Here is a 26,379-nt window from a genome sequence, read left to right as displayed (position 1 = left end):
ACTATTTAGTCGTATCAATACAGACTAAAACCGATAAACCTGGGCGTAATAATTTAACGTCTTTTTGATTTTCAATAAGCTTAATTCGTAAAGGAAGGCGCTGAACAATCTTGGTAAAGTTACCAGTCGCGTTAGTCGCCGAGATGGGAGAAAAAAATGCGCCGGTAGATGGAGAAAAGCTATCTACCACACCTTTTAATTCAACGTTATAAGCATCTACATAGACATTAACTGGTTGTCCAATCTTGATCTTTTTTAATTCAATTTCACGGAAGTTGGCTTCAACATAAACCTGATCTAAAGGAACAACCACCATGAGTGGATTACCAGCACTCACAAAGTTACCTACGTTAGCTGACTTTTGACCAATCATGCCATCAATAGGCGCACGAACCTCTGTATAGCTCAAATTTAGTTTTGCTTTATCAAGTGCGGCTTGTGCTTGTTTAAGAGCAGCTTGTTTGGCTTGTACCTGAATCTTGTATTGGTTGAGCTGATACTGTGCATCAATCACTTTTTCTTTACTGCTGTCTAAGTCAGCATATTGTTCAGTCAATGTAGTCTTAGACTGCTGGGTAATTAATCTAGATTCCGCTCCAAGTGCTTGTAGTTGCTCATAACGCGCCGTATTGTCTTTTGTGAGCTTAATTCCAGCTTCTACTTTTCTCAGCTGTGCTTCAGTTTCACGAATAACAGTGGGTTGTCTATCCACTGCGAGCATTGCTTCACTCAGGTCAGCTTGCGCTTTGGCATAATTAGATTCAGCCTCAGCCAAAGCAGCTTGATAATCACGTGCATCAATCCTTGCTAAAAGTTGGCCTTTTTTTACGGTCTGATGATCTTTAATGTAAATTTCTTCAATATTGCCAGATACCTTAGGGGCAATAGTTGAATACTCTACATCTACACGTGCATCGTCTGTTTCAACAACCGAAGAGGGTAAAAATATAAGTTTTAAAACCCACAAAATAGATGCTAAGACAATAATAAACGCAATAGCCATAACCCAATGCTTTTTGAGAAATTGCACCTTGGTTAACTTGGGTGGTTCGGTATGGGTGGTGTCTTGGGCTTCGAGAGTACTCATAAAGATTTTCCTGAGTTATGACTATTCATTAACTTAATGAGAGCAATACGTGGCGGATAAGTTCGAACTGGCAAAATCAACATCACGATGAATAAAATAGCGGTAAGGCCAGCTAAGATGAGATATTGATCGCTAATAACTAAAACTGATTGTTGCGCTTGAATCGCAGAATTTAGGGCAGATAAACCACCTGAAACACGATCTGCACCATTTGCGGTGAGCACAGGTGGAGTAAGTGGGTTAATAACAGGGCCTTGAATATTTTGGAAAACATGTTGAGCAGTATTTTCAATCAGTCGTGTTGAATGGTATTCACCGCGCTCTCGATTGACCCAGTCCAAAATACACACACCCAGTACACCGCTAATCGCACGCGGGGTATTAATCATAGGGGATGCATAAATTGCCATGGTTGGGTGAACACTGTTTGTACCCATCATTAAGAGCGAGAGCACGACACAGGTTTGCCCCAGACATGAGATTGCATGCCAAAAATAAAATTGGTCTTGATTCCATGTGGTATCAAGTTGACTTGCACCTAGGCAACCAGCAATGACCAGAAGTAAACCAAACCCGTGTACATATCGGCTATCCACCCAAGCTTGATTTAAAAGCTTCACAACAATAGGAATATAGATAAATTGCAGGGCCGCAATTTGTAAGCCAATCCACATGGTCTGAGTGGGTTTATAGCCATGCACTGCACTTAAGTAATTGAGTGGTAATGTGCTGGTGGACATACCAATAATGACAAAGCAAAAGAGTGCGAAAACAGCATAAGCAAAATTTCTGATTTCGAGCATTTGCGGTTTAATGAGTGGTGACGGATAACGCCATTCATGTATGAAAAACCAAGGTAAAGTAATCGCACTAATTAAGGCTAGTACACAAATTAATTGGGAATGGAACCAATCTAAATGATTGCCATGCAACAACATGGTGCTCAGGCTCGCTAAGCTAATAATTGCTAAAATGGCACCAATCCAATCGTAATTTTTTATTCTTGAATAATTAAGAGGATCTTGGGGAATCCCAAAATACACAAGTGCAGCGCTTAGTGCACAAAAAGGAATAGTTTGAAAAAATATCATTTTCCAGCCAATTACTTCTAAATAAAAAGCTGAGAGTGCAGCACTTAAGTTGGGAAAGAACGTCGCAGTTAATGCATAGCAGGCTAATCCCCATAGTCGAATGTCAGGTCCTAAAAATCTAAGCGCACAGGCCATGAGTAAAGGAATGGTTAAACCATTGGCGAGGCCTTGTAAGCCACGTAATAGATAAAATATTTCGATATTTGGACTAAAAGGAATTAAAACGCTAGAAAAAAAGCAAAGTCCTATGGCAAAAAGAAGAACTCTGCGCATAGAAAAAATGACTGCCCAACTCGTAGACAGGATCATTCCAATAATCATTGCACTTGCGTAAATACTGTTAACCCAATAACCCGAGTCGACACTAATGCCCATTGCACCTCGAAGGTCGACTAAAGTAATGCTGGTAATTCGGTTATTAAATTCAACAGTCATTGCAGCAAATATTGCACCTGCTAAACCGATGAGTGGCTTTGTATTCATCTTTTACCTTAAATCTTAAACATCAATTCATTGCACGGAGTAGATATTTACTGTACTGTACCGATCGGTACTCTACTCTTTAATTAAATTTCCGTCAATTCTCGATTTTGAACTTTTCGATGAGTTACACTTAGAACGAAATCGCTAAAATTTTTATAAGGTCAATATGTCTGGTTCAACAAAAGCTCATGAAAAAGATCAAAAAATTCTGGATGCAGCAACAAAGTTTTTTTTGTTTCACGGCTTTAGTGGCACAACGACCGACATGATTCAAAAGGAAGCGGGGGTTTCAAAAGCAACGATGTATGGTTGCTATAAGAATAAAGAAGCGATGTTTGCAGCGGTGATTGAACGTCAATGTACCAACATGCAAAAACAAATTATTTTAGTTGAGACAAAAGCCGACAATTTACGCTCAGCACTAACTGAAATTGGGAAGACCTATCTGTGTTTTATATTATCGCATTCAGGCTTGGCGCTTTTTAGGGTTTGTATTGCAGAAGCGGTAAGGTTCCCAGAGTTATCTGAAAAATTCTTTGAATTGGGTCCACAGCGTCTAGCAAATATCATTGCAGGATATCTAAAAAAATCCGTTAAACAGGGCGAAATTGAATTAAGCTCTTCTTCAGAAGTTGCTGCGAATATATTTTTATCGCTATTAAGAAGTGATGCTCATCTAAAATGTTTGACGCATCCTGATTATTTAATATCAGAGAATGAAATTAGTACTTGGGTTGCGTATGCTGTTGATTTATTTTTAAAAAATATTAATTACAAACCAAATTAATTTAGGGAATTTTATTCTATCTATAAGCTCTGGATGTAGAAATTAAAAAGAGACCATTTTGTGGTCTCTTTTTTAATTGATTAGATCGCTCCTCTGGTCATTTCACCATTCACCAGCCTTAAAATTTGCAATGGATTGCTGTCTTTTAAAGCCTCTGGCAATAAGCTTTGCGGATAGTTCTGGTAACACACAGGTCTTAAGTAACGCTCAATGGCCAAGGTTCCAACTGAGGTGCCTCTTGCATCTGAAGTGGCTGGGTATGGCCCGCCGTGCACCATCGCATCACATACTTCAACACCCGTTGGATAACCATTTATGAGTAATCGACCAGCTTTTTCCTCTAGCACAGGAACCACATCTGCAAACTCGGTTAAGTCTGCCTCATCGGCAATTAAAGTCGCAGTCAGCTGACCATTCATGCTTTGTAGTGCCTGAATCAGTTGGGCTTTATCTGCCACTTCAATGATGACTGTGGTTGGTCCAAAGATTTCTTCTTGCAGAAGCTGGTCCCCCGCCAGTAAAAGCTCAACATCAGCTTTAAACAGTTGCGGCTGCGCCTGATTGCTTTGCTGGGTTTGACCTGCCAAGTGTTCAATGCCTTGATGCTCAGTTAAATGCTCAAGACCAGCGATATAACTTTTTAAGGTTCCGGCATTCAGCATAGTCTGTGCAGGTTTGCCACCCATAATTTCGGTTAGGTTACTAATGAGCTGACTAAACTCGGCTGATTTAATACCTAAAATTAAACCCGGATTGGTACAGAACTGACCACAGCCTAAAACCACTGAATCTGCCAAATCCTGTGCAATCTTTTCACCACGGGTTTTCAGGGCTTCTGGTAACATCAGCATCGGATTAATGCTGCTCATTTCAGCAAAGACCGGAATCGGTTGTGGACGGGCTGCGGCCATATCACATAAAGCGCGACCACCACGAAGTGAACCTGTAAAACCTACAGCCTGTATTAAAGGATGTTTCACTAGTGGCTCACCCACGCCATTACCATAGATCATGTTAAATACACCTTTTGGCATCTTTGATTTTTCTACTGCACGTTCGATTGCCTGAGCCACGAAGTCTGCTGTCGCCATATGTCCACTATGGGCTTTTACCACCACAGAACAACCTGCGGCGAGTGCCGAAGCAGTGTCACCACCTGCGGTTGAAAAGGCGAGCGGAAAGTTACTTGCCCCAAAGACTGCCACAGGGCCAACACCGATTTTAATCTGGCGTAGGTCTGGACGAGGTAAAGGCTGACGCTCAGGTAAAGCAGTATCAATACGGGCACCTAAAAAATCACCACGGAGCAACACTTTGGCAAACAGGCGCATTTGTCCACTGGTACGGCCACGTTCGCCTTGCAAACGTGCAAGCGGTAAAGCCGTTTCCTGTGAGACGATTTCTAGAAAATCTGTACCTAAAGCATCGAGTTCATCGGCAATATTTTCTAAAAAGGTAGCACGCTGTTCAGGTGAAGTATGGCGGTAAGTCTTAAACGCTTGACATGCTGCTTCACAGGCCTGATTAATTTCTTGCTCAGTTGCATGGCGAAATTCATAAGGCAAAGCTTCGCCAGTTGTTGCATTCACACTTTTTAGTAAAGTGGAACTTTGTGAACTACGTGAACCGCCAATAAAGTTGTGTCCGATAATGGTCATAACAAATATCCTGAAATTAATGAGAGTGTCTTGGAAGGTTGTCTTGATTTACGACTCGCATATATAAAGTTGCAGGTTCCAAACAACCGCCAGTAGATAATTGACCTACCATGTTGCGATACATTTCTTGCCAAGGTGTTTGAGAGGCTGAGACCGTCGGTTTCCATTCACGGCGCCGTTGTTCTAACTCTTCGTCAGAAATAAGCACGTTGACAGAACGTTTATTTAGATCAATGCGCAAACGGTCATTGGTTTTTAATAAAGCAATTCCACCGCCTATCGCCGCTTCGGGTGACATATTTAAAATTGAAGGGCTGGCAGACGTACCGCTTTGACGGCCATCTCCTAGGCAAGGCAGTGAATCGATACCTTTTTTAATTAACTCTGCGGGTGGGGCCATATTTACAACTTCCGCACTGCCCGGATAACCTACCGTACCTGCGCCACGAATGACTAAAATACAATGTTCATCAATATCTAAAGCTGGATCATTAATTCGGGCGTGGTAATCCTCTGGTCCTTCAAAAACGATCGCCCTAGCTTCAAAGCTATTTTCACTACTTGGGGCAGATAAATAGGTTTTCTTAAATGCTTCACCCACTACAGACATTTTCATAATGGCGCTGTCAAAGAAATTACCACTCAGCACGATAAAACCTGCACCATGTTTCAATGGTTGTTCATATGGGAAAATGACATCTGCATTTGAAGTTTTTGCATTTTTAGCAATTTCCCCAATTGTTTTACCGCTGACTGATGCACAGTCTTCATGTAAAACACCTGCTTTTTGTAATTCATGTAATACAGCAGGAACACCGCCAGCACGGTGGAAACCTTCACCCAAATATTTGCCCGCTGGCATGCAGTTCACAATAAGCGGAATGTTTTCACCCACACGTTGCCAGTCTTCTAAACTCAGCTCAATCCCCATATGTCGGGCAATCGCAATGAGGTGAGGAGGGCAGTTACTTGATGCACCTAATGCTGAGGCTACAGCAATGGCGTTTTCAAATGATTGTTTATTCATGATTTTAGATGGTCGTAAATCTTCTAGAACCATTTCACATATTCTTTTGCCAGTCATATAGGCCATTTGCCCACGTTCGCGATAAGGCGCTGGAATGCTTGCACATGTCGGTAAAGACATGCCCAGAGCTTCTGCTAATGCATTCATTGAAAGTGCGGTGCCCATGGTGTTGCAATGCCCGACCGAAGGGGATGCGGAAGTGGTCATTTCCATAAAGCCTTCATAGTCAATTTCACCTGTGGCAAGTAAATTTCTTGCATGCCAAAGTACCGTGCCCGAGCCAATTAACTCACCTTTAAAGTGACCATCTAACATTGGCCCACCAGATAACACAATGGCTGGTATATCTGTTGTTGCGGCTGCCATTAAACAGGCAGGGGGAGTTTTGTCACAACCTGTGGTTAGCACCACGCCATCAAGTGGATAACCATGTAAGATTTCAACTAAACCTAAATAGGCTAAGTTGCGGTCAAGTGCAGCAGTTGGACGACGGGTTTGTTCTGCAATCGGGTGGACGGGAAATTCCATGGGTATACCACCCGCATCTCGAATACCTGCTTTAACCCGTTCGGCAAGTTCTTTATGGTGACGGTTACATGGAGTTAAATCACTACCTGTTTGTGCGATACCAATAATAGGGCGGCCTGATTGTAGCTCGGCACGGGTCAGGCCATAATTCATGTAACGCTCGACATAGAGTGCTGTCATGTCGGCATGTTCAGGATCATCAAACCATTCTTGGCTACGTAAAAAAATCCGTTTATTTTGATCATTCATTTTTTGATCCTTTGACTCATACTTTTTGAAATTTAGTTTACTTACGAGATGAATTTTGCAATTCAACCGATCGATAATACGTGAAAATTATAGTAATTCGCGTTGTTTTAAATTGTGCATCAAAGCATTTATGCCAAAATTCCACGGCATCGCTTTATCACTGGTCATGACTGTGTTGTATAAAGTGCCGAGCTTTGGTGAATGGATACGCACCACATCTCCGACTTTATGGGTAAAGCCTGCACCAGCTTGCTCACGATCTTGGGTAGGCGCAAATAAAGTACCCAAAAACAAAACGAAACCGTCTGGATATTGGTGATTTTCATTCAGCGTTTGTTGAATTAAATCTTCGGGATCACGACTAATTTGAGACATAGAACTAATGCCATTGAGCACAAAGTTATCTGTACCCTGAATTTGCAGCTCAACATCGCAAGCACGGATATCGTTTAAAGTAAAGGTAGAGTCAAAAAGACGAATAAACGGGCCGATTGCACAAGATGCATTGTTATCTTTGGCTTTACTCAACAGTAGGGCGCTACGACCTTCAAAGTCCCGTAAATTCACATCATTACCTAAAGTCGCACCTAAAATTTTACCGTGGCTATTTGCAACCAATACAACTTCTGGTTCTGGATTATTCCACTCAGACTTTGGGTGAATACCAATATTTTGCCCCGTTCCTACGGCTGCTAAGACAGGTGCTTTAGTAAAAATTTCAGCATCTGTACCAATGCCCACCTCAAGATATTGAGACCACATTTTTTGTTCAATTAAATATTCTTTGAGTTGTAGAGCTTTTTCAGAACCGGGTTCAATTGTTTTTAAATTATCGCCAATTACCCCTTGTACAACTTCACGGATTGATTGGGCTTTTTGTGCATCGCCACCTGCTTGCTCTTCAATCACTCGTTCTAACATGCTTGCGGCAAAAGTAACACCTGCCGCTTTAATCACTTGCAGGTCAATAGGGGCTAAAAAATATGCCTTGTTGGTATCTGGCTTGGCGACAGTATTTGCAAATAACTCATCAATTGAGCCAACTAATTTTCCTTCAATTTCAGCTAAAGCTTTTAAAGGATCTGAACTTTCAAGTAACTGGGAAATAGTGTGGAACTTTTCAGAAATATCAAAAACCTGATCGCCTTTTAAAAGAATCGGAGATGGACCGGAAATTTGATTTGGAATCCACGCGCGACCAATTAGAAATCCTTGGGTAGCGTCGTCTGGTAATGAGTTCTGGGAATTTAACGTAAAGTTCATTTAAAGCATCCTTCTTTTATTTGAAATCATGATATGTTTCTTATTTAATAAACACCAATCGTAATAATTTAATTATTAATAACGAAAAGTTATCGAAAGGGATTTTTGAAAATGGCTGATTTGACTTACACAAGCTTAAATAATTGGTTGAAATTTAAACATTTAGTGCTATTAGAAACTTTGGCGAGAACCAATAACATGCATTTGGCAGCCGAGCAGATGAACCTAAGTCAGCCTGCGGTGAGTAAAATGCTAAAGGAAATAGAAGGTTTACTGGGCTTTCCTGTTTTTGAACGATTACCTCGAAATATGCCAGTAACGGCTTTAGGCGAACATGTAATTCGATATGCCCAGCGTGTATTAAACGATGCAAAGCATTTTGTCGAAGATATTGAAATTTTACGGTTAGGCGGTCACGGGTTTTTAAAAGTAGGTGGTATCTTTGCAGCAACCGCTGTGGTGATTCCAAACTCAATTATTGAGATTAAGAAACAATGGCCACTACTTTCTATCGATGTTGTTGAGCAGACCAGTGACCATTTAATGGAAATGCTAAGTGAGCATACTTTAGATTTAGCTATTGGCCGTTTTACCGATGTGACGCAAAGTCAGTTTTTTGATTTTCAACCTTTAGGCCCGGAGCCGTTTTGCATTGTTGTTAATAATGCTCATCCATGTGCCAAGAAAAAGTTTTGTAAACTAGAAGAATTATTAAATTGGCCGTGGGTACTCTACCCTAAAGGCACGCCAATTCGACAACGTATGGAAGGCGCATTTGCCCGAGCTAAAGTCAAAATTCCTTTAAATACAGTCAATACCATGTCGATGCAGACCTTTTTGCAGATCTTAAAAGGCGCGCCTATGGTAGGAATGTTACCCGAAGCCATGGTGATCGATCAGGTAAAAGAAGGGCAATTGCAGATTTTAGAAACAGATCTAATTTTAGATGCGCAGGATTATGGAATTTTGACGCGTAAAGATGAACCAGTTTCTGATATTGCAGCAGCATTTATAAATATCTTACTTAAAAATGCGAAACGTAAATAAAGTATTCAGCCTTAAGCCATGGAGCGGTTTGAGGTTTTCAAGTTGAAAGACAACTTGCTTTATTGAGTAAATTTATAAACACAAAACTGATATTAAAAAGTTATCAATATTTAGAAATTATTCATTGGAAATTATTGCAGGGACTCCTTATCGTTTAATTCACGACAATTACAAAAGTTTTTAAGTGAATAAAAACTAGGAAAGGACCTCTGTATGAATGTGCTAATCACTGGTGGAACAGGTTTTATTGGAAAACAAATTGCCAAAGAGATCTTAAAATCTGGCAGTTTGAATTTAGATAACAATAAACCTGAGCCCATCGATAAAATTATTCTGTTTGATGCATTTGCAGGCGATGATTTGCCTCAAGACCCGAGAATTGAAGTGATTGTCGGTGATATTACCGATAAAACTACAGTTGCTCATATTACAGAAAATATTGATGTCGTTTGGCATTTGGCTGCTGTGGTGAGCTCGGCAGCGGAGGCTGATTTTGATTTAGGTATGGATGTTAATCTGTATGGACTCTTAAATTTATTAGAAGAATTAAGAAAGAAACAAACCACGCCTCGAGTTATTTTTGCTAGTGGCTGTGCTGTATTTGGCGGTCAATTACCAGAAGTTGTGACAGATGAGACAGTGGTTACACCAAAGTCGTCGTATGGCATGCAAAAAGCAGTAGGAGAATTGCTGGTCTCGGATTACTCAAGAAAAGGTTTTATTGATGGACGTATTTTAAGACTACCGACTATTGTGGTTCGTCCCGGTAAACCTAATAAAGCGGCATCAACATTTTTTAGCTCAATCATCCGAGAACCATTAAAAGGCGAAACGGCCATTTGCCCAGTACCGGCAGATACTCCAGTCTTTGTTACTTCACCGCGACGTTGTGTTGAATCAATGATTAAAGCGGCATCAATTTCTTCAGGTGTACTTCAAGATAACCGAATTATTCCGTTACCCGGATTAACAGTCACGGTTAAAGAAATGCTTGAGGCGCTTGAAAAAGTTGCGGGCAAACAAGCAACTGATTTGGTGCAATGGCAAGAAGATAAAACAATTCAAAGGATTGTTCAAAGTTGGCCAGTTCAAGTGAAAGCTGAATATGCCGAATCTTTAGGTTTCCAAGCAGATAAAAATTTTGAAAGCGTGATTCAGGCACATATAGAAGATACCCAAAATTAATGGCAGTGATCGCCAGTTGATGTGAGATTTATTATGGAAGATATCAAAAATGTAACTGCTCTCGAAGAGCAGACAATTAAACGTATTTCGAACCGAATTATCCCGTTTCTCATTATTCTATTCATTATGGCATTTCTAGACAGGACCAATATTGGTTTTGCTGCGTTACATATGAATGATGCACTTGGAATTACTCAAACCATTTTTGGTTTAGGTGCGGGTGTATTTTTTCTAGGTTATTTTATTGCAGAAGTACCGAGTAATATTTTACTTCATCGGTTTGGAGCGCGGATCTGGATTGCCCGAATCATGATTACTTGGGGAATCATTGCAGCACTAATGGGCTTTATTCATAGCGGCACGCAATTTATTGTTTTACGGTTTTTACTCGGTATTGCTGAAGCGGGTTTCTTTCCAGGCGTGATCTTTTATTTAACCTTATGGTTTCCTGCAAAATATCGTGCCCGTGTTTTTGCCACGTTTTATCTTGGATTGCCAATTGCTCAAATTATTGGAGCACCAATTTCAGTTGGTCTTATGCAATGGGGCAATACCATTGGCTATGAAGGCTGGCGTTTGATGTATGTGCTAGAAGGGATCCCATCCATTATTTTAGGACTAATCTGCCTTAAATATTTAACCAATAACCCAAAAGAAGCAGAGTGGTTAACAGCTGAGCAGCGTCAATGGCTCATGAATACGCTTGAACGTGAAGAAAGAGAAAAAGAGCAATCTGCCGATGCTGCTTTAACTAAAGGTGAACTCATTAAACAAGTATTTAAAAATCCTTTAGTTTGGATTATGGCGGTTGTTTATTTTGGAATTACTTCCGGTTCAAATGCAATGTTCTTCTTCTTACCAAGTGTTTTAGAGTCATTCCGTAACACATTTGGTATGCAAATTAGCCTTATTCAAAATGGTTTACTTACCGCAATTCCATATGCATTTGCAGCTGTTGGAATGGTGCTATGGAGCCGCCGTTCTGACCGTAAACAAGAACGTTATAAACACGGTGCTTGTGCTGCACTTATGGCGGCATTAGCCATTGCGATTGCACTGATTGTAAATCAACCATGGGCCATTATTGTCGGCTTTATTCTTCTTGCGATTGGTGTATTTAGCGCAATTAACATTTTCTGGACTATTCCTGGGCAAACTCTAACGGGTGTTGGTGCCGCAGCTGGAATTGGATTAATTAATTCGGTAGGTAATTTAAGTGGTTTTACTGGTCCATATTTAACTGGATATTTATATACCACCACAGGCACTTATACAGTGGCATTCCTTGCTATTGCTGGCTTTGTAGCAATGGGTGGTTTGGGCTTATTGTTATTAGCAAAGTTAAAATCAAATAGTTTAAAAGTAGAACAGCAGCAACTTAAAGTTCGAACTGCTACGGAGATGAAATAATGGCGACCATTGGATTTGTGGGGACAGGCATTATGGGACTACCGATGGCTATGCATTTACTCAAAGCAGGCCATCAAATTAAGGTTTGGAATAGAACTTTATCTAAAGCAGATAGTTTAAAAGAAGCTGGTGCCCAAGTTTGCTTTGACCTTGAACAAGTCGGGAAAGATGTAGAGTTTCTAATCTGTATGCTTAGCGATGGAAAAACCTGTGATGAAATACTGTTTAAAGAACACGGCGCGACTTCGAAGCTAAAACCTGAAAGTACGGTCATTGTCATGAGTTCAATACCCGTTGAAGTTGCACAAGCACAAAGTGAAAAATGCAGAGAAAGAGGGTTTAAATATTTAGATGCTCCAGTCTCTGGAGGCGAAAAAGGTGCCAAAAATGCAAGTCTAGCGATTATGGTTGGCGGTGACGCTAAAACATTTTCACAGGCTGAAACTATTTTAAGTGCAATGGGACGCCCAATTTTAGTGGGCGGGGCTGGCTGTGGAATGCTCGCAAAACTTGTCAATCAAATGATAGTAGCAACTACCATTGCAACTGTAAGCGAGGGCTTATTGCTTGCCATTAAAGCTGGAGCTGATCCTATTAAGCTCAAACAAGCACTTACAGGAGGTTTTGCAGATTCTCCAATTTTACAGCAACATGGCGAGCGTATGCTAAGTAGAAATTTTAAACCGGGAGGCACTGCTCGAAACCAGCATAAAGATATTCATACAGCCGTTAGCTATGCTAAATCACTAGAATTGAATTTACCTGTTGCCCAACAAGTCAGCCAATTATTTGAAAATATGCTTGCTGCCGGAGACGGTGAACTTGACCATTCTGGTTTAATTCGTGAACTTGAGCGAATGAACCCAGTGTGAAATTGCTTTAAATTTAGCGGTACTTGATGAATAGACATAATCAAGTACCGCTTTTTTTATGGTTGATGCTTAGATTTTGTAATAAGAAAAATAATTAGTGGTTATTGAAATTTTATTTACGATTTAGACGGAATATATTTACGCATAGCAAAGATAAACAGCGTAAATAAAATACTAAAACCAAAAACAGGTAAGCTGAGACCTAACACGAGTCCCCCCAATATTAACCATATTTTTTGTGAGCTAGTTGCACGATTCCAAATCAATAAGCTTTGACCAACAAAATGGGTTGTCATGAGTTTTAAATTCGAGTTTTTAAACGCAGCTTTATATCCGTACATAATCATAATACACAGTGCGAAAGCATAAAGTGCCAGTACCAATTGATTTATCCAGCCAAATAAAACCCCAATATGCGCATCAACTCCCCAACGAGTGAGTTTTGCCACTAGTGAATAATCTTTAAAAGCAAGTTGATCGATGACTTTGTGTTGTTCCATATCAATGGCGATACTGTCTGCTTGAGTTGGCCATTTGCGCTGAATTTCGCCTACAGTCCAAGCTTGATTTCCACTGGTTGGTGGTTTGATTTGTATTTGTGCTGCATCAATACCATGTGCTCTGGCGATTGAAAGAGCAGTATCGTACTCAGTAGAGACAATATTTAAATTAAGATTTTCACTATGAGGCATCTCGTGATGTTCATGGTGCATCACTGTAGGTAAATTATCTGTTTGAAGGGAAGTTGCTAATGTTGGGGTTTGCCAGTTAAGCCACTGACGAGCAACTCGAATATTATCTCCAGCCCACTGGGACCATGTAAGACCCGTAATGGCGATTATTAATAGGAGAGGAAATAAAGTTAAACCCAGTGTGCTATGCCACCTTAGTAATTTATTTTTTTGTGTTTGTCTGATTTTAAGATTTTGACGACGTTTCCACCAATTATATAGTCCAGTTAAAGTCAAAATAGCTAACCAGCTTGCTGCCAGTTCACTATAAAAGCGGCCCCATTTTCCTAGTAATAAATTGCTATGTAACTGGTCGAGCGTAGTTCGAAATGGTAGAACCCCGCTCGTACCATAAACCGCTAGATGACCTTGAGCTTTAAGTGTAAAAGGATCAATAAAAACGGCTTCACTTGTAAAATCGTGGATAGGGTCTGAAAAAATTACACGTGTTGTCTGATCAGAGCTTGGGGCTGGCCTAACTTCAATTACCTGTGCAGACTTTGGCATTACTTGCTTTGCAGCTTCAATTTGCTGGCTCAGCTTATGTGGTGTTTGATTCAGTGGCTCAACATATAGAACATCTTTATAAATGGTTTGTTCAAATTGTGGTGTAATTGCATAGAGTAAACCAGTGATTGCTGCGAACAAGATAAATGGTGCAATAAAAATACCGGCATAAATATGAATTAAACGGTAAAGACTACGCCAGAAAGATGAGTGGGTCAGCATCGGAAGATAATGTCTATCAGATTTTGGGCTGGATTATAACGAGTTATTTATTTTAATGTTGATTGAGCTGTAGCCATTATTAAATTATTTAAATAGCTCTGATGTGCACTTTTTAAGCCAATAATTAAATAGTTTTTATTGCTTGGTAAATTTGGCGTTTTTTTTGCTTACTATCTAAGACCTTATCTAACATACTTTATTTGATTGTTGTATAAATGATAATTCAAACCGTCTTGCTCCCTTATGGTGTTTTTTTACATGAAAAATGCACCAAATAGACACGTCTTTTTATTTTGCACTATATTTGTGCAAGGCATGCCGTAATGAAGTTATTAGCTTCATTACTATCTTTACTCATTCTATGTGGATGTTCTTCATCTGAACAAAGTGGTAAAGCGCAAGAAAAGTTAGCGGCCCATTCGATATGTGTCTTTGATAGTACAAATACAAAAGTCTGTGTAGCCAAACCTGCCCAAAGAATTGTTTCTTTGTTTGAGTCGGGTTTAGATGGCTTATATATGCTAGGGCAAGGTCATAAAGTGATTGGCATACCGGCCGAAGTATACATCCAACCTTTATTGTTTAATGCCTATTCAAAAATAGATAAGCGTATTGCCAATAAGCAGCTTGCGACGCCTTCACAAGGAGCAAATGCAACCAATATTGAAAGTCTTGTGTTGTTAAAACCTGATCTGGTGATTGTAGGGAGCGGGCAGACTCAAACAATTGAGCTGTTACGGCAGTTTGGCATTGCTGTATATGTCATGGAGTCCAGTACTTACCAGCAAGTGAAAGAAGAACTTTCTGAAATTGCTATTCTGAGCGGTGCCCAAAAGCGAGCTCAGGAAATTTTAAATTTCTCTGATGAAATTGTGGCGGAGGTTGCAGCCAAAACGGCACGTCAGCCAAATAAACAATCGATTTACTATGCTTGGTCTGGTGGCCGAATTTTTTCTACCTCGGGACGTCAGTCGATTACCAATGACTTTATTGAGCTGGCGGGTGCTTACAACATTGTTCAGACCAATACGAATCAACCCAATGTAAATCCCGAGACTTTAATTGAATGGAACCCCGACAATATTGTGCTTTGGAATACCAACCCCCAACTAATTTATGAACGAAAAGAATTACAGGGTTTAAGTGCTGTGCAAAACCGAAAGGTATTTAATTTGAGTCCTGCATTTATATATAACCCACACACCATCAAAATTATTATTACGGCGATTTATTTGAATCACAGTATTTATCCCGAACAGTCCGATTTACCTGTAAGTGCTTTACAACAGCGTATTTTAACCAAGTTGTATGGTGAACACCTTGCCAAAGCGTTGGTGCAATAAAAATGGAAAAACTGAAATATTATTGGTTTTACCCTTTACCTTTCCTCATGATTTTTATCTCGCTGCTTATTGGGCCAACTCAAACATTGAGTGCATGGGATTATTTGCGGTGGGGTGTGCAAGCGGTGTTTGGTACGCCATATTTTGATGCTGAGCAATTTAGACTGATGCAGAACATTATTGTGAATGTCAGGCTGCCCAGAATTTTACTGACCTTTATGGTGGGAGCCGCATTAGCAACCGCGGGTAATGGCTTGCAGGCCTTGTTTCGTAATCCCTTGGTCGATTCTTATGTGCTGGGTATTTCATCTGGTGCCGCGTTTGGTGCAGCTTTGGCACTTTCTTTAAGTTGGCTTTCGCCAAATCTATCAGCCTTTATTTTTGGTGTGTGCGCCGTTGGCTTAACGTATTTATTTGCACATCAAAAACATGAAAGTCAGACGTCTTTAGTCATGGTAATTTTATCGGGCATGATTGTTTCGGGGCTGTTTTTGGCAGGTCTTACGGTTATTCAATACTTAAGTGATCCATTTAAATTACAAGCGATTGTGCAATGGACGATGGGCAACTTACATCAGGCATCTTGGCAAAAGGTTCAATACGCCATACTACCAATCTGTATTGGCCTTGCTGGATTATTTGCGATGCGTTGGCGCCTAAACCTAATGGCACTCGGTGCTGAAGAAGCGCAGGCCGTGGGTGTTAACCCAAGGTGGGAACAACTTCTTTTAATTGCGCTAGTGACTGTATGTACCTCAACTTCTGTGGCTGCGGCAGGGATTATTAGTCTATATGGGCTCTTTATGCCGCATATTGTGAGAATGTTGGTTGGGCCAGATCATCGCTACAGCATTCCTGCCAATATGGTGTTGGGCGGTAGTTTTCTACTCATGATTGATAACTTTTCTCGGGTTTTACTGACGTTTGAAATACCGATTGGTATTTTTACCATGCTACTTGGCGCACCATTTTTCTTATTATTAATGAAAACACAGAGGACTCATTGGGCATGATTCAAATTGATCAGTTAAATTATGCCTATGGGCACAAACAGGTCCTTAAAAATATTCATCTGGAATTTCCTGAAAATCAGTTTTCAGTGATTTTAGGGCGTAATGGTTGTGGAAAATCGACACTTTTTAAATTGATGGCGGGCCTAGAACCTGTAAAAGATGGCTTGATTCGCTACTTAGGAAAACCATTATCAGACTTTAAAGGCAAAGATCGGGCAGCCTTACTCGGCTTTTTACCGCAGTTTCATAAAACCGTATTTCCATTTTTGGTTAAAGATGTCGTGATTACAGGACGTGCAGCTTTTAGCCAATATCGTCCTTTAAAATCAGACTGGGAACGTGTAGACCAAGCTTTGCTTGATTTAGATATTGAGCATTTGCGTGACCGTCCTTATACCGAACTATCGGGAGGTGAAAGGCAATTGGTTATGATTGCCCGCATTTTAGTACAAGCACCGAAAGTCATTTTGCTTGATGAGCCAACCAATCATCTCGATGTTTATTATCAATCTTATTTAATGAAAAAATTGCGTCAGTTGTCGCGGCAAAATTTTACGGTGATTGCGATTATGCATGATCCCAATTTAGCTTTTTTATTTGCAGATCATTTGTTTTTTATGCGCCAACATGAGGTAGTTAAGCCTGAGTCTAAGACACGAATAACTGATCCTAAGTTTTTAAAAAGTGTCTATGATGTTGAGTTCCATGAAGCCATGATTCAAGACAAAACCATTGTTATCCCTGATCATTCTTGGCTATAAATATGATATTTCACTATCAACTATCGGACAAATCAGACTATGCCTCTGCGGTAGAGTTTGCACTTTATACTAGACAGCTTTTATTCCCAGAAATCTATCATGGGCAAGTTCCCAAAGATTTAAAAAATTTTGGGCAATATTATGTCAATGATCCATTAGGTTGCTTTATTACGGTAAAAGATAAAAACCGTATTATTGGCACTATTGCATATCGGGCGTATGACCATCGTTTTGATTTAAATTTGCCATCTAATACAGTGGAAGTGGTTAAGTTGTTTGTATTGCCTGAATATCGCCGTAATGGTATCGCAACTCAGCTATGTGACATGTTGTTTAGCCATGCAAAAAACAATGAAATTACGACTTTGTATTTGCACACTCATCCATTTTTGCCAGCGGCTGAAAAGTTTTGGCGTCTACAAGGCTTTGATGTCATTAACCGTGAGTGGATCGAGACCTATGACACCATTCACATGAGTAAATATTTATAGTTTGCTAGAAAAATTTATTTCAAAACTACCTGATTTATGGCGGGCAAAGTTATATCCGCTACTTTTAATAATAGTTCTACTCGTCATGCTTTTTGTAAATTAACTTTTTATTTCAATTAATTGAAGAATAATCTCTTTTAAATATCGAATTTCTAAATGCTCTAAAACACCAAATTTTTATGTCTTAAATGGCTTTGAAAAAAGTTTAAAAATTAGACTTGCAATATATAGTGGCTTTGTGCCACTATATATTCATCGAAGGTCATCAGACAAAAAGAGGATGATATGACTATCCAACTTTTAGATGCGGCAAGAAACGAAATTCCAGTGAAATTTTCGCAGTTTTCTGGTGGCGAGCGTCATGTTCAAATTGATGAGACAACCTTAGGTTCACTATCTGGCAATGTATTGGTCCGCGCACAAATGACCTCAAGTCACGATGTGATGGACTATTTACTACTTGAAAATATATTGCTGACTCAGGGTTTAACCGTTGACCTAGAAATTCCGTATTTTCCATACGCACGTCAGGACCGTATTTGTGCAGTAGGCCAAGCATTCTCACTCGATGTGATGACGAAGCTACTTAATATCAATGCGGATAAGAAAGAAGGCAAACAAGGCAAAATCACTGTGTGGGACTGCCATAGTGAAGTAACCACAGCATTACTCGCTGCAAATACTTCTTTTAGCGAAGTTGTGAATGTCAGTTCAGTCGACATCATCGCAAAGAGTGAAGCACTGAGCACATTGTTAAAAGATGAAAAAACAGTACTGATTTGCCCAGACAAAGGGGCGAAAGCACGCACACAAATGGTTGCAGACGCTTTTAATGTTGAGCGCAAACAACCCATCACTATTGTTCAGTGCGATAAAAAACGTGACCCAGTGACTGGCAAAATTTTAGGTACGCATGTACATGCGACTGATTTATCAGGCCTAACAGCGGTCATTACCGATGACATTTGTGACGGCGGTGCAACCTTTATTGGTATTGCCAAAGAACTGCGTCGCCTCAATTGCCATAAGGTTGTTCTATATGTGACCCACGGTATTTTTAGTAAAGGGATTGAAGTTTTTGATGGGCTGCTTGACCAGCTATTTACCTCGGACAGCTTTCCACAACAACCATCAGACAAAATTTCAGTAATTGCTTTTGCAGCAAAATAAAGAGAATAAAGATGACGATTAAATTGAATCCACTAAACGCTATCGATTTTTATAAAGCCGATCACAGACGTCAGTATCCGGCAGGTACAGAGTACGTATATGCCAACTTTACGCCGCGTTCATCTCGACTTGCTAAAATGTTGCCTGACTTCGATGATAAAGTTGTGTTCTTTGGGCTTCAAGGTTTTATTAAACACTTTTTAATCGATACGTGGAATGAAGGCTTTTTCAAGCAACCTAAAGACAAAGTGGTGGCTGCATATAAACGCCGTATGGATAGTTCATTAGGTGAAGGTGCTGTACCAGTCGATCATATTGAAGCGTTACACGACTTGGGTTATTTACCATTACGCATTAAAGCATTGCCAGAAGGTAGCCGCGTCAATATGCGTGTACCTGTACTCACCGTGATTAACACTGACCCGCGTTTCTTTTGGTTAACTAACTATATTGAAACCGTATTAAGTGCTGAGCTTTGGAAAAGCTGTACTACGGCCACAATTGCCTATGAATACAAACGCTTATTAACACAATATGCCGTAAAAACTGGCGCACCACTCGATTTTGTGCCTGTGCAAGGACACGATTTTAGTAGCCGTGGCATGAGTGGAGTTTATGATGCTGCTCAGTCTGGTGTGGGTCACTTAACTAGTTTTATTGGAACAGACTCGGTTGCTTCAATTGACTACGCAGAAGAATATTACAATGCCACAGGGGTGATTGGGGTATCTGTACCAGCGACCGAACACAGTGTGATGTGTATGGGCACAGAAGACAGTGAGCTAGAAACATTTAAGCGTTTAATTTGCGAACTTTATCCGTCGGGTGTTGTCAGTATTGTGTCTGATACTTGGGACTTTTGGCGAGTCATTACAGAATTTACGGTGGCTTTAAAACCTGAAATTCTGGCAAGACAACCCAATGCTTTAGGTTTGGCTAAATTGGTTTTCCGTCCAGACTCTGGTGACCCAGTTAAAATTATTTGTGGTGACCCAGACGCTGAAGTCGGCAGCCCAGCGTACAAAGGTGCAGTTGAATGTTTATGGGAAGTGTTTGGTGGTACTACAACTGAGCAAGGCTATAAAGTGCTTAATGAACGTGTTGGTTTAATTTACGGTGACTCGATTACCCTAGACCGTGCGCAGCGTATTTTAGAAGGACTTGAAGCCAAAGGCTTTGCTTCAAACAACTTGGTGTTTGGGATCGGCAGTTTTACCTATAACTACTTAACTCGCGATACCTTTGGGTTTGCGGTGAAAGCGACTTGGGGACAAGTGAATGGTGTAGGCCGCGAGCTGTTCAAAGACCCAATTACTGACTCAGGCGTTAAGAAATCTGCGAAAGGCCTATTACGCATCGAAGAAAGTGAAAATGGTTTTACTTTGTTTGATGAGCAAACCACCGAGCAAGAACAAGGCGGAGCACTAAAAACTGTCTTTGAAAATGGTAAACTTCAATATGAGTGTACTTTGGATCAAATACGTGAGCGTTTATCCATCGCATAACTGAGTTTAGATGAGCCGTTGCGTGTGTATCGGCTCATCATTTTTATTGAGAGACTGAACGTGACTATTCAAACTGAACAAGAATTCCTTGCCAGTTATGATCGCCGAGATTATGACGCACCTTTACTCACTGTCGATATGGCTATTTTCTCGGTATTTAATGGTCAGTTGCAGGTACTACTCATTAAGCGCCCAAACTTTCCAGCTAAAGACCAGTGGGCTTTACCCGGCGGTTTTGCCGATTTAACCCATGACCAAGATTTGATGGCCACGGCTTATCGTAAGCTGGTCGAAAAAACAGGAATTAGTTCACCTTACTTGGAACAAGTTGCCTCGGTCGGTAACGCGAAACGTGATCCGCGTGGCTGGGCCGTGACCATTTTGTATTTTGCATTAATCGATTTTAATGCTTATCAACATCAAGCTTTGGCTGAATACAGTGAATGGGTGCCTGTAGCAAAAGCACAAGATTTAACGTTGGCGTTTGATCATAATGAACTGCTCAGCTTAGCTTTAGAGCGTTTAACCAATAAAACTCGCTATACCGCATTACCAGCCAGTCTCATGCCCGAGTTATTTACACTGACCGAGCTACAGACTATTTATGAAATTATTCTTGGGCAATCCTTAGATAAAAAAGCGTTTAGACGCCGTATGATAGAAGCAGGTGCAGTTGAAGAAACCAACCACAGTAAAATTGTAGGCAAACGACCAGCTCAGCTTTACCGCTATGCACTCGATTCTTTCGATTTTATATTCCCACGTTCATTCGAATTACCTAGAAATAAAGAGGGTGAAGATAAGCAAAACAATGAGCTTTCTGACTAGCGCATCTTGATGCACTTTGATTTATAATGCCGCGCTTATGATTGATGTCATGTTTTGATAAGCGCTTTGCCTATGTCACACGTTTCTCCCTGCTTCCAGCAAAACCAGTTTTTTGTGTTGGTGGAGTACCTCACTTCACTACATGAAATTTATCCTGTAAGACATGAGTTTGCAGGGTATCCGGCTGCAATGACATTGGCAGATCGCGTACATTCAGATCATGATATTGCGCCGCTTGAGGCCAGCAAAAGTTACTCTGACTCAATAGAGAAAGTCTTACATTTCTCAGGTAAGGCCCGAGATATACAAGACTTTGAGCGCTTTTTAGAACAAGCTCAAGCAGCTAATATTCAAAACTTGTTATTGCTTACAGGCGACAAACTCAAAGAACACCATAATGGGCGAGATGGACAGCCGCGTAGTCGTTACCTAGAGTCGGTAAACGCGGTAATGGCTGCTAAGCAACACGGTGGGTTTCGTATTGGGGTTGCTTTTAACCCATTTAAATATGTCGAAGCTGAGCGTGATGCACAGTACTTAAAACTGCATAAGAAGATTAAAGCAGGCGCTGACTTTATCATTACCCAATTAGGCTATGACATTGAAGCCTTAGAACAAGCTAAATCATTTTTAACCAAGAACAATTATTCGCAGCAAATACTGGCTTGTGTCATGCCTCTGACTTTGGGCCGAGCCAATTTTATGGTGAAGCATAAAGTTGCTGGTATTGTGATTACTCCACACATGTTAAAAGTCTTAGCAGAAGAAAAACAGGCAGGGCATACAGACCGTGTTTATTTACGCTGTGCTTTACAGATTTTGATATGTAAACATTTAGGATTTGCTGGAATTCACTTATCTGCTTGTCATAAGCCAGAAGAGCAAATGTTGCTTGAGAGCTACATTGAGCAATACAGACATCTGGAGCTTAAAGCTTTAGAAGAGCTTTGGAATTCACTTTGGCAAGTCACGTCAGGCAAAGAGTTTTCGCCTGAAATTTCGCGTTTTTCACGTCAACCAACCTCTAAACAATTAATTAAATATCATCAGCTACATGTTATGCATGAAGCAATGTTTGGATCAAAAATCGCTAAAGGCGTCGGACGTTTTATTTTCAAAGCATCTTTTTGGGAAAATGCTTTGATCGCCAAACTCTTACTTAAAACGGAAGTGCTGAGTAAACATAGCCTAGTGGGCTGTGAAAGCTGTGGTCAGTGCCGCCTAAGCGATACTTTATACATTTGCCCTGAAACGTGTCCAAAAGGTTTAGCCAACGGCCCTTGTGGCGGTACAACTTTAGACCGCTGTGAATTTGGTGACCGTGAATGTATTCACTCAGTCAAAGCAAGACTTGCAAAAGCTGTTGCACAAACTGAAATATTAAAAGAGAAATTGATTCCAACTGTGTCTCTTGAAACTAGAGGAACCAGTTCTTGGAAAAACTGGTATTTAGCGACTGAGGCTTAAGTTTTGTATTAACCGTTGATTTGATCTTACTAAAAAAATCAAATGATATGCTAAAGCACGGCGATAATTTAAAAATAACAATTGTTTGCCTTAATTATGTCCAATCAAAATGGCTATCGAGGAGTATACTTAAAGCAAATCTTTTGCGTTAAAGGAAAGGCTGTCTCAATGAAAAAATTGGTTGCTGTACTTACTGTAATTGTTGTTTTAACTGGATGCGTTTACGACCCTGTTAATTACAACAAAATACACGACCAAGAGTTCCAAGATCACCTCAGGCAAAACGGTTAGTAATAAAAAGCCCACTCAATGAGTGGGTTTTCATTTGGAATAACTTTAGAAGAAATTTTTAAGGGTTTATATAAGTAAAAGATCACTTAAACCACTATTTTTAAAGGTTTGTTCGGCTTTTAAATAAAGAGTTTGAAATTATTTTTATCTGGAAAATATAAGTTATTTTAGTTATCAGGATGGCTTATTTATCAAAAATATCGTTTATTTGTTTTAGGGGTATTGTTATTTTTGAAAAATATAATATTTATAACTTATATATATTTTATATTTATAAGTATAACAACTTTGATTGTTAACTCATTTTTAAATTAAATATTGTTTTAATTAATAATACTTAATGATTACACAATAAAACTTATTCTTAATGTTAGTGAAATAAATCACTCTATTCAAACATATATCTCTATTTGTTACTATTCTTATAAATTATTTATTAACAAGTACTTATATTTGATTTTGGGGATTTTTTTAACCAAAAATCTCCACAAATTAGAATTACATAATTTTTTAATATAGTTTATATAATATGTTTTATTGACATAAATAGAAAAAATATCTGGCAAATAGGTCAATGATATTTAATTAACTTAAGAATCATAATTTGCACCAAATTTTACGCTGTCACGATTCATTGAATAAAACCAAGTGAAAAGTTACGTAAAAAAGAAACCAATAATTTTATTGGCTTAAATAAAAAATCGAATATTACAAATAAGCGGAATGAATATGGATAACGTAGCTCAGCTAGAAACTGATACTAATTTCCAAAGCCGAAAGAAAATAACTTGGGGTGTTTTTAGTGTCCTGCTGTTATTTTTATTTGCTGGCATATTATATTATTTTTTTGTATATCGTTTCTATCAATCTACAGATAATGCTTATGTGCAAGCCGATGTCACTTGGGTGATGCCAAAGATTTCAGGCGAAGTGATGGAGTTATTAATTAACGATAATCAGGTAGTAAAAAAAGGGGAAACTTTAGCAGTATTAGATCACCGTGATTATCAAGCTCGTTATGACCAAGCCCGTTCAGTAGTCAGCTTGAAAGAAGCTGCACTGGGTGTACAGCAACAAAATGAAAAGTCTGCACGCTCTTCAATTACTGAAGCTCATAGTGGCGTAGTGGCGGCACAAGCTGATTTAACTCGTTTAAGAAAAGAGTTTGAGCGTTATCAAGATTTATTAAAAGATGGGGTGATTACCCGACAAAACTTTGAAGGGGTTCAGTCTCAATATTTAACGGCGCAAGCTCAACTCAGCAAAGCGCAAGCCGCCGTAAATGCGGCAGAAGCTCAGTTGGGGAGTTTACAAGCGAGTCGAGCGCAGCTTCTAGCAGATATTCAAAGTGCCAATGCAAACTTAAACCTGTATCAGGTCGATTTGGCTTCATCAAAGGTGGTCAGCCCTGTAAACGGTAAGATCGGTAGCCTTGCAATCCAGAAAGGTTCACGTGTTTCTCCGCAAACTCGTTTAATGGCGATCATTCCTGAAAACAGTTTGTATGTACAAGCCAACTTCAAAGAAACCCAAATTGAAAAAATGCACATTGGTCAGAAAGTTGAATTAAAACTTGATGCCTACCCAAGCTTGACCTATAGCGGAAAAATTGAAAGCTTTTCACCAGCTTCAGGCGCGACTTTCTCACTTATGCCACCAGACAATGCCACAGGCAACTTTAACAAGGTTGTTCAGCGTATTCCTGTGCGTATTGTCATAGATTCAAGCCCGCATATTGATTTGATAAAACCTGGAATGTCGGTGAGTGCCACCGTTGACCTAAGAACTTAATAATAAAATTTTAGGTAATAACAAATGAATAAGCACCTTGAGGCCGAGTGGAGATTCCCAGCAAAAACTGCATGGGCAATTTTTGCTGCCATGATTTTTGGCAACTTCATGGCGATTCTTGATATTCAGATTGTGGCGAGTTCTCTAAACGAAGTTCAAGCTGGTATGAGTGCAAGTCGTTATGAAGTCACTTGGGTGCAAACGGTTTATTTAATTGCCGAGATTATTGCAATTCCAATGTCGAGTATTGTCTCGCGGGTGTTTTCAACACGGGTCTATTACACCATCTGTGCAATTGGTTTTACGGTCAGTTCTTTACTTTGTGCTTTGGCATGGAATTTAGAAAGTTTATTGGTTTTTCGCGGTATTCAAGGCTTTATGGGCGGCGGCATGATTCCGACCTCCATGACGGCATTGTACTTACTTTTTCCAGAACCAAAACGCTCATTGCCTTTGGTGATGTTTGGAATGATCAGTACTTTGGGGCCGGCCATTGGCCCAACCATTGGAGGCTGGTTAACCAATAACTTTTCGTGGCACTGGATGTTCCTGATTAATATTATTCCGGGCATTATCATTGCTACGGTCATTTACTCAGGCCCTAATATCGACCGTGCCAACTACTCACTCATCAAAAGCATGGACTGGTTTAGCCTGATTGGCATGGCGATGTTTTTGGGTGGGCTTGAATATTTCCTTGATGAAGGCGCACGACATGACTGGCTTGCAGACACAGGCGTTCGGATTGCGTTTATGATCTGCGTTGTGGGCGGCATGATTTTCTTCTCTAGAAGTTTTACCCAGCCTAAGCCTTTGCTCGATTTGTCTGTATTTAAAAACAAAAATTTTACCTTAAGTGCCATCACAACTTTTGTGATTGGCATGGCGCTGTATGGCTTGGGTTACATGATTCCCGTGTTTCTTGGGCAAGTCCGTGAAATGAACAGTAGCCAGATTGGTCACGTCATGATGGTGACAGGCATTGTCATGTTCTGCTTTGCGCCATTTCTTGCATGGCTCATTCCCAATTTTGATACCCGAAAAACCGTATTTGTCGGAATGATTTTGGCGGGCTTTGGTGTTTGGCTCAACTCACACCTCAGCATTCATAGCGATTATGACTTTATGTTTTGGCCGCAAATTTACCGTGGTATTGGCCTCATGATCTGCCTGATTGTGGTGTCGCATTTAGCCATGAGTACTTTGCCGCTGAGTAAAGTGGCTGATGCCAGCGGTATTTATAACCTGATGCGTAATATTGGCGGCGCGGTTGGACTAGCTCTCATTAACTCATCTTTAGATTGGCTCACTGCGCTTCATGTCACCCAGATTAATCAGTCGATGACACCCCAAAACTGGATATTTACAGAACGACTTGACCAACTCACGGCGCAGTATCAAGAAGTCGGCTCAAATGCACAGCAAATCGCGCTCAGTGTGATTTATCGTGACATTCATTTTCAGGCACTCACATCAAGTTTTAATGACCTATTACGCATGCTCGCAATCATCATGTTTGTGACCGCATTTTTAACCATCTTTATGGATCGGGGGAAGAAAATGAATATGTAG

22 protein-coding genes and 1 pseudogene are annotated in these 26,379 nt (G+C 40.0%); 17 read left to right on the top strand and 6 right to left on the bottom strand.

The features are described 5' to 3' along the window. Position 1: 1 nt before the first annotated feature. The gene (locus J580_RS07765) at positions 2-1,087 is read right to left on the bottom strand and encodes an HlyD family secretion protein (RefSeq protein ID WP_032003689.1); all 1,086 of its coding nucleotides are present in this window, start codon (positions 1,085-1,087) and stop codon (positions 2-4) included. Beyond that, entirely contained in the window at positions 1,084-2,661 is a 1,578-nt protein-coding gene (locus J580_RS07760) for an MFS transporter (RefSeq protein WP_032003688.1), read from the bottom strand. The genes J580_RS07765 and J580_RS07760 overlap by 4 nt, the downstream gene beginning before the upstream one ends. A 166-nt stretch (positions 2,662-2,827) precedes the next feature. On the opposite strand from J580_RS07760, the gene J580_RS07755 reads away from it, so the two are divergent. Then, positions 2,828-3,448 carry a TetR/AcrR family transcriptional regulator gene (locus J580_RS07755; protein WP_032003687.1) on the top strand — a complete coding sequence of 207 codons (621 nt, stop codon included), beginning with the start codon at positions 2,828-2,830 and terminating at the stop codon, positions 3,446-3,448. Between the two features lie 80 nt (positions 3,449-3,528). Here J580_RS07755 and J580_RS07750 read toward each other — a convergent pair whose 3' ends face one another. The 3 genes from J580_RS07750 to J580_RS07740 form a co-directional block, all read right to left on the bottom strand. Further along, positions 3,529-5,106, bottom strand: coding sequence for an aldehyde dehydrogenase (NADP(+)) (locus tag J580_RS07750; protein WP_032003686.1), 1,578 nt, complete (start codon positions 5,104-5,106; stop codon positions 3,529-3,531). Positions 5,107-5,122: 16 nt separating this feature from the next. Continuing rightward, complete coding sequence (locus J580_RS07745; RefSeq protein ID WP_032003685.1) at positions 5,123-6,910, bottom strand: IlvD/Edd family dehydratase; 1,788 nt, start codon at positions 6,908-6,910, stop codon at positions 5,123-5,125. An 87-nt stretch (positions 6,911-6,997) separates the two neighbouring features. Next, the gene (locus tag J580_RS07740) at positions 6,998-8,173 is read right to left on the bottom strand and encodes a fumarylacetoacetate hydrolase family protein (protein ID WP_032003684.1); all 1,176 of its coding nucleotides are present in this window, start codon (positions 8,171-8,173) and stop codon (positions 6,998-7,000) included. A 111-nt stretch (positions 8,174-8,284) separates the two neighbouring features. Between J580_RS07740 and J580_RS07735 the strand changes: the two genes are divergently transcribed. From J580_RS07735 to J580_RS07720, 4 genes are all read left to right on the top strand, one after another. Further along, positions 8,285-9,220: a LysR family transcriptional regulator gene (locus J580_RS07735; protein ID WP_032003683.1), complete on the top strand. Its 936-nt coding sequence runs from the start codon at positions 8,285-8,287 to the stop codon at positions 9,218-9,220. A gap of 213 nt (positions 9,221-9,433) precedes the next feature. Continuing rightward, positions 9,434-10,405, top strand: coding sequence for a D-erythronate dehydrogenase (gene denD, locus J580_RS07730; protein WP_032003682.1), 972 nt, complete (start codon positions 9,434-9,436; stop codon positions 10,403-10,405). 33 nt (positions 10,406-10,438) lie between these two features. After that, a complete protein-coding gene (locus J580_RS07725) occupies positions 10,439-11,815 on the top strand; it encodes an MFS transporter (RefSeq protein ID WP_032003681.1) in 1,377 nt (458 codons plus the stop codon). Then, positions 11,815-12,687 (top strand): NAD(P)-dependent oxidoreductase, encoded by an 873-nt coding sequence (locus J580_RS07720; RefSeq protein ID WP_032003680.1) that lies wholly within the window; start codon positions 11,815-11,817, stop codon positions 12,685-12,687. The genes J580_RS07725 and J580_RS07720 overlap by 1 nt, the downstream gene beginning before the upstream one ends. A 116-nt stretch (positions 12,688-12,803) precedes the next feature. Here the strand turns inward: J580_RS07720 and J580_RS07715 are convergent, their stop codons facing one another. After that, positions 12,804-14,147, bottom strand: coding sequence for a PepSY-associated TM helix domain-containing protein (locus J580_RS07715; RefSeq protein ID WP_032003679.1), 1,344 nt, complete (start codon positions 14,145-14,147; stop codon positions 12,804-12,806). 323 nt (positions 14,148-14,470) lie between these two features. On the opposite strand from J580_RS07715, the gene J580_RS07710 reads away from it, so the two are divergent. The 12 genes and pseudogenes from J580_RS07710 (at position 14,471) to J580_RS07665 (ending at position 26,379) form a co-directional block, all read left to right on the top strand. Then, entirely contained in the window at positions 14,471-15,490 is a 1,020-nt protein-coding gene (locus J580_RS07710; RefSeq protein ID WP_032003678.1) for an ABC transporter substrate-binding protein, read from the top strand. 2 nt (positions 15,491-15,492) lie between these two features. Continuing rightward, complete coding sequence (locus tag J580_RS07705; RefSeq protein ID WP_081403562.1) at positions 15,493-16,503, top strand: FecCD family ABC transporter permease; 1,011 nt, start codon at positions 15,493-15,495, stop codon at positions 16,501-16,503. After that, a complete protein-coding gene (locus J580_RS07700) occupies positions 16,500-17,264 on the top strand; it encodes an ABC transporter ATP-binding protein (RefSeq protein ID WP_032003676.1) in 765 nt (254 codons plus the stop codon). Before J580_RS07705 ends, J580_RS07700 begins: the two co-directional genes overlap by 4 nt. Positions 17,265-17,266: 2 nt before the next feature. Further along, entirely contained in the window at positions 17,267-17,755 is a 489-nt protein-coding gene (locus J580_RS07695; protein WP_032003675.1) for a GNAT family N-acetyltransferase, read from the top strand. A gap of 7 nt (positions 17,756-17,762) precedes the next feature. Beyond that, positions 17,763-17,858, top strand: a pseudogene (locus J580_RS23515) (sulfite exporter TauE/SafE family protein); the annotation flags it as partial. A 182-nt stretch (positions 17,859-18,040) separates the two neighbouring features. Beyond that, the gene (locus tag J580_RS07690) at positions 18,041-18,925 is read left to right on the top strand and encodes a phosphoribosyltransferase family protein (protein WP_032003674.1); all 885 of its coding nucleotides are present in this window, start codon (positions 18,041-18,043) and stop codon (positions 18,923-18,925) included. 11 nt (positions 18,926-18,936) lie between these two features. Next, complete coding sequence (locus J580_RS07685) at positions 18,937-20,430, top strand: nicotinate phosphoribosyltransferase (RefSeq protein ID WP_032003673.1); 1,494 nt, start codon at positions 18,937-18,939, stop codon at positions 20,428-20,430. Between the two features lie 60 nt (positions 20,431-20,490). Continuing rightward, entirely contained in the window at positions 20,491-21,258 is a 768-nt protein-coding gene (locus J580_RS07680; protein ID WP_032003672.1) for an NUDIX hydrolase, read from the top strand. Between the two features lie 72 nt (positions 21,259-21,330). Then, positions 21,331-22,725: a methylenetetrahydrofolate reductase C-terminal domain-containing protein gene (locus J580_RS07675; protein ID WP_032003671.1), complete on the top strand. Its 1,395-nt coding sequence runs from the start codon at positions 21,331-21,333 to the stop codon at positions 22,723-22,725. A gap of 168 nt (positions 22,726-22,893) precedes the next feature. Beyond that, positions 22,894-23,016, top strand: a complete 123-nt coding sequence (locus tag J580_RS23910) for a hypothetical protein (protein WP_000737387.1) — start codon at positions 22,894-22,896, stop codon at positions 23,014-23,016. Between the two features lie 729 nt (positions 23,017-23,745). Then, a complete protein-coding gene (locus tag J580_RS07670) occupies positions 23,746-24,807 on the top strand; it encodes an HlyD family secretion protein (RefSeq protein ID WP_032003670.1) in 1,062 nt (353 codons plus the stop codon). A 24-nt stretch (positions 24,808-24,831) separates the two neighbouring features. After that, positions 24,832-26,379, top strand: a complete 1,548-nt coding sequence (locus J580_RS07665) for a DHA2 family efflux MFS transporter permease subunit (protein ID WP_032003669.1) — start codon at positions 24,832-24,834, stop codon at positions 26,377-26,379.

It is taken from the genome of Acinetobacter sp. 1542444 (assembly GCF_000581835.1).
Lineage (GTDB): Bacteria > Pseudomonadota > Gammaproteobacteria > Pseudomonadales > Moraxellaceae > Acinetobacter > Acinetobacter pittii.
Note: the sequence above shows the minus strand (reverse complement) of the source record. Positions and strands in the feature narration are given on the sequence as shown.

Bases quoted from the DNA above. Each gene is read 5' to 3' on its own strand.
- J580_RS07765 (WP_032003689.1), bottom strand. From the start codon at position 1,087: ATGAGTACTCTCGAAGCCCAAGACACCACCCATACCGAACCACCCAAG.
- J580_RS07760 (WP_032003688.1), bottom strand. From the start codon at position 2,661: ATGAATACAAAGCCACTCATCGGTTTAGCAGGTGCAATATTTGCTGCA.
- J580_RS07755 (WP_032003687.1), top strand. From the start codon at position 2,828: ATGTCTGGTTCAACAAAAGCTCATGAAAAAGATCAAAAAATTCTGGAT.
- J580_RS07750 (WP_032003686.1), bottom strand. From the start codon at position 5,106: ATGACCATTATCGGACACAACTTTATTGGCGGTTCACGTAGTTCACAA.
- J580_RS07745 (WP_032003685.1), bottom strand. From the start codon at position 6,910: ATGAATGATCAAAATAAACGGATTTTTTTACGTAGCCAAGAATGGTTT.
- J580_RS07740 (WP_032003684.1), bottom strand. From the start codon at position 8,173: ATGAACTTTACGTTAAATTCCCAGAACTCATTACCAGACGACGCTACC.
- J580_RS07735 (WP_032003683.1), top strand. From the start codon at position 8,285: ATGGCTGATTTGACTTACACAAGCTTAAATAATTGGTTGAAATTTAAA.
- denD (WP_032003682.1), top strand. From the start codon at position 9,434: ATGAATGTGCTAATCACTGGTGGAACAGGTTTTATTGGAAAACAAATT.
- J580_RS07725 (WP_032003681.1), top strand. From the start codon at position 10,439: ATGGAAGATATCAAAAATGTAACTGCTCTCGAAGAGCAGACAATTAAA.
- J580_RS07720 (WP_032003680.1), top strand. From the start codon at position 11,815: ATGGCGACCATTGGATTTGTGGGGACAGGCATTATGGGACTACCGATG.
- J580_RS07715 (WP_032003679.1), bottom strand. From the start codon at position 14,147: ATGCTGACCCACTCATCTTTCTGGCGTAGTCTTTACCGTTTAATTCAT.
- J580_RS07710 (WP_032003678.1), top strand. From the start codon at position 14,471: ATGAAGTTATTAGCTTCATTACTATCTTTACTCATTCTATGTGGATGT.
- J580_RS07705 (WP_081403562.1), top strand. From the start codon at position 15,493: ATGGAAAAACTGAAATATTATTGGTTTTACCCTTTACCTTTCCTCATG.
- J580_RS07700 (WP_032003676.1), top strand. From the start codon at position 16,500: ATGATTCAAATTGATCAGTTAAATTATGCCTATGGGCACAAACAGGTC.
- J580_RS07695 (WP_032003675.1), top strand. From the start codon at position 17,267: ATGATATTTCACTATCAACTATCGGACAAATCAGACTATGCCTCTGCG.
- J580_RS07690 (WP_032003674.1), top strand. From the start codon at position 18,041: ATGACTATCCAACTTTTAGATGCGGCAAGAAACGAAATTCCAGTGAAA.
- J580_RS07685 (WP_032003673.1), top strand. From the start codon at position 18,937: ATGACGATTAAATTGAATCCACTAAACGCTATCGATTTTTATAAAGCC.
- J580_RS07675 (WP_032003671.1), top strand. From the start codon at position 21,331: ATGTCACACGTTTCTCCCTGCTTCCAGCAAAACCAGTTTTTTGTGTTG.
- J580_RS23910 (WP_000737387.1), top strand. From the start codon at position 22,894: ATGAAAAAATTGGTTGCTGTACTTACTGTAATTGTTGTTTTAACTGGA.
- J580_RS07670 (WP_032003670.1), top strand. From the start codon at position 23,746: ATGGATAACGTAGCTCAGCTAGAAACTGATACTAATTTCCAAAGCCGA.
- J580_RS07665 (WP_032003669.1), top strand. From the start codon at position 24,832: ATGAATAAGCACCTTGAGGCCGAGTGGAGATTCCCAGCAAAAACTGCA.